The organism is Rheinheimera sp. (assembly GCF_036568245.1).
Taxonomy (GTDB): Bacteria; Pseudomonadota; Gammaproteobacteria; order Enterobacterales; family Alteromonadaceae; genus Alishewanella.
The window spans coordinates 1-3,460 of sequence record NZ_DATCSY010000085.1 but is presented as its reverse complement, the minus strand read 5'-3'; the positions used below and the strand labels follow the sequence as shown (position 1 = coordinate 3,460).

2 protein-coding genes and 1 other RNA gene are annotated in these 3,460 nt (G+C 50.8%); 1 reads left to right on the top strand and 2 read right to left on the bottom strand.

Annotated features, from left to right (window positions below):
• On the top strand, window positions 1–2,095 hold a 2,095-nt coding region (locus VIN66_RS03780; RefSeq protein ID WP_331922747.1), incomplete at its 5' end, for a hypothetical protein.
• Between the two features lie 105 nt (window positions 2,096–2,200).
• On the opposite strand, the gene rnpB is transcribed toward VIN66_RS03780, so the two are convergent.
• Both rnpB and rsmI read right to left on the bottom strand, forming a co-directional pair.
• Window positions 2,201–2,569, bottom strand: an RNA gene (rnpB, locus tag VIN66_RS03775) — RNase P RNA component class A.
• A 20-nt stretch (window positions 2,570–2,589) separates the two neighbouring features.
• Complete coding sequence (gene rsmI / locus VIN66_RS03770; protein WP_331922748.1) at window positions 2,590–3,441, bottom strand: 16S rRNA (cytidine(1402)-2'-O)-methyltransferase; 852 nt, start codon at window positions 3,439–3,441, stop codon at window positions 2,590–2,592.
• Window positions 3,442–3,460 lie beyond the last annotated feature (19 nt).

The following is a 3,460-nucleotide window of genomic DNA, read 5'->3' as shown; positions in this document are numbered from 1 at the left end:
AGAAAAAGGTTCAAATAAAGTGACTGCATACGGCCCTACCAAAGCCTATAAAAGCGATCGCGATGAGTACTTTGGTAAATTAACCTGGGCACCTACTGATGATTTATTGCTAAACCTTAGCTACCGCGATTCTGATCGTGTTGAAACAGGCAGAAGTATCGGTGAGTTCGAGACAGACTCTGTATCTGCCGGCGATCAGGCAACACAAAAGATTTTCACCTTTGACGGCTCTTATATTCTGGGTGATTACACCACGTTAAGCTTTAACATTAACAAGTTTGACTACAAGACCGGCGGCAAGCCAGACGTTGAGTTAAGTGTAGTGCCAGAGCTTGGTGCATCACTTGATATCGCTAATTTGGATCAAATGGGTTATTTCAATGTACCTGATTTGCTTGAGCCTTCAAATGCTGACGCCGCAACCTTTAACCCTGGGGCACAAGCATTAATTGATCGCTATGGTTACAGCGAAAACGGCGTATTAACCGGTGGCGGTGGTGTAGGTGCTTACTATCAGTACAACAACCAGAACTTCTTCCGCGACAGCTTCGAGCTGGCTTTGGATCATGAGATTATCGGCAATGAGCTGGTGCACTCGATTCATATCGGTCTGAAGTACTCTGAAGCCGAAGAAGAGTTAAGCCGGTATTCTAATGGTTGGGGCTCGATAAGCTATCACGGGGGCCGTAATACAGCACTGGAAAGTGCCGTTGCCGACCTGGATCCAACCTCTGTTTATTACATCGCGACCACAGAGCAGATGAGCTTTGTTAACGAATCTGGTCAGGCGGTATCCGCCATCCATTCGTTCTCTGAATCATGGAACCTGGAAATTAACGATACTATTGAGCATGGCGACTTTACTTACAACATCGGCGTACTGATCAGTAAAGATACCTTATACGGTCAGGGCTTACGCGAGAACTCAGCCAATGGTTCAGGCTGGGAAGTTGCCATGGGCGAGAAGTACAAAATGTACTCAGTTGACTGGAAAGACCTGATTCAACCGCGTCTGGGTATTGACTGGAAGTATGACGGCCAAAACTCGGTATTTGCTAACTATGCCAGTTACAACCCGGAAGCCAGCTCATTGGCCCGTGCTGCGTCATGGGACCGTAACACTCAGCAATCATTAAAAGTATATTTTGATGAAGATGGCAATTTCCTCGATTCAGGTGCTGCCAGTGGCTCATCAGGTAAGCTGTTTGCTGACAATATGAAACCGCACCGTATTGATGAGATTACCTTGGGGACCACCCGGGCTATTACCGACCGCTTACAACTGCGCGGTCACACCCGTTACCGCTACGGTTCTCACTTCTGGGAAGACATGCCAAACAATGGCCGCATCGCTGCCTACCCGGCCAGCAGCCAGTCACCGGGTGTACCAGCGCACATCGCTGACAAAGGCCTGTATATTCCTGATTTAGCAGATCGTTATGACGGTATTGGTAGCCCCTCAGGCGGCACCTATGTCATTGCCGAAATTGACGACGGCCAGACTAAGTACTGGGAAGTCAGCCTGGAAGCTGAATACTTTGGCGACCGCACCTACTTTAACCTGTCTTATGTCTGGAGCCATTACTACGGTAACTTCGATCAGGACAATACAACTACTGACCCGGATCAGAATATCTTTATCGGTTCGTCCAACTATGGTGATGGCCCAGGCCGTTACTCATGGGATAACAAATACGGTACTCTGGCCGGCGACAAACCGCACTTGCTAAAAGCCTTTGGTTATTACACTACCGACTGGGAAGCTAATATTGGCGCCTATCTGGTTTACCAATCTGGTCAGCCTTGGGAAAACTGGGATGGCGGTTACTATGGCTATAGCTCAGGCACTATCCGCTACAGCGAACCAGCAGGTAGCCGCCGCAGCGCCAGCCACTGGCAGTTGGACTTAAGCTATAACCAGAACTTTACCTTCGCTGATAAATACGTGCTGCGCTTCCGCGCTGACCTGTTTAACGTGTTTGACCGCCAGACTGGATACCGTATCAACCCGCTGGTCACATCAACCACCTACGGCGAGCCGACTAAGTTCTACAACCCACGTCGTCTGCAGCTGTCAGTTGGTTTTGATTTCTAAACCCACCGTTCCTGGTGACTTCCAGCCCGCCTTGTGCGGGCTTTTTTCTGCATATTGGTAGCCGAAAACAAAAAACCGCAGCTAAGCTGCGGTTTTTTGTAATTCAGGGTGAGCCAGCCAGTAAGCCGGGTTCTGTGCTCTGTTGCCAGAGTGACAATCATTCCTCTAGGACTTAAGTCGCCTTAAGCCTCAAGCAATCTACCCGCCCCCAACGCGGGCCACGCCAAAGGGGGCCTATTTGATCTTGCTCCGGGTGGAGTTTACCGTGCCACGAACTGTTACCAGTCGCGCGGTGCGCTCTTACCGCACCCTTTCACCCTTACCTGATCCCACTTGCGTGGGCCATCGGCGGTTTGCTCTCTGTTGCACTGGTCGTAGGCTCTCGCCTCCCAGGCGTTACCTGGCACCCTGCCCTGTGGAGCCCGGACTTTCCTCCCCCTGCTTACGCAGGCAGCGATTGTCTTGGCCAACTCACGGCGGCGATTATACGCTTTTTATTCGCTTTCACCAGTAAATTGCAGCGCCAGTTTATACAGCGCATTTTTCTTCATACCATGAATCTCGGCAGTAATAGCCGCGGCTTTCTTTACCGGCAGCTCTGCCAGCAGTAATTTTAATGTCGTCTGCGCCGCATCACTTATTTCGCTGTCGGCCTTTGGCGTCGGCGCTATCATCAGCACCATTTCACCCTGGCAGCGCTGCGGATCAGCTTCGAGCCACGTCGTGATTTGTTGCGCGGTACCGTACTCTAAATGCTCAAAGGTTTTGGTCAACTCTTTGGCCAGCACCAGCTCACGTTCTGCACCAAACACCTGCGCCACATCCTGCAGGGTATCCTTAATCCGCCTGGCGGTGTCATAGCAAATAATAGTGCCAACACCGGCTGGCACCTCACTGAGTTGGTTTTGTCGTTGCTGGCTTTTCGGCAGTAAAAAGCCGATAAAGTGAAATTTGTCGGTCGGCAAACCTGCAGCACACAAGGCAGTAATGAGTGCACAAGGGCCAGGTATCGGGATAACCCTGACCCCGGCTTCGCGGCATTGCCTGACCAGGCTATAGCCCGGGTCGCTTATCAGCGGTGTACCGGCGTCGGATACCAGGGCGACGTTTTCACCCGCCTGACATTTTTGGATAATACTGGCAGCACGTTGTTTTTCGTTATGATCATGCAACGCAATGGTTTTGGCAGAAATTGCCAGATGCTGCAGCAGCCGGCCGGTATGGCGGGAGTCTTCTGCTGCTATCCAGTCAGCCTGTTTCAGTGTTTCAATCGCGCGCTGGCTGATATCGTCCAGATTGCCAATCGGCGTCGCCACTACATATAAAAAACCGTTATCTTTTGCCATTTTATGATTAATGTACGCT

Bases quoted from the DNA above. Each gene is read 5' to 3' on its own strand.
- rsmI (WP_331922748.1), bottom strand. From the start codon at position 3,441: ATGGCAAAAGATAACGGTTTTTTATATGTAGTGGCGACGCCGATTGGC.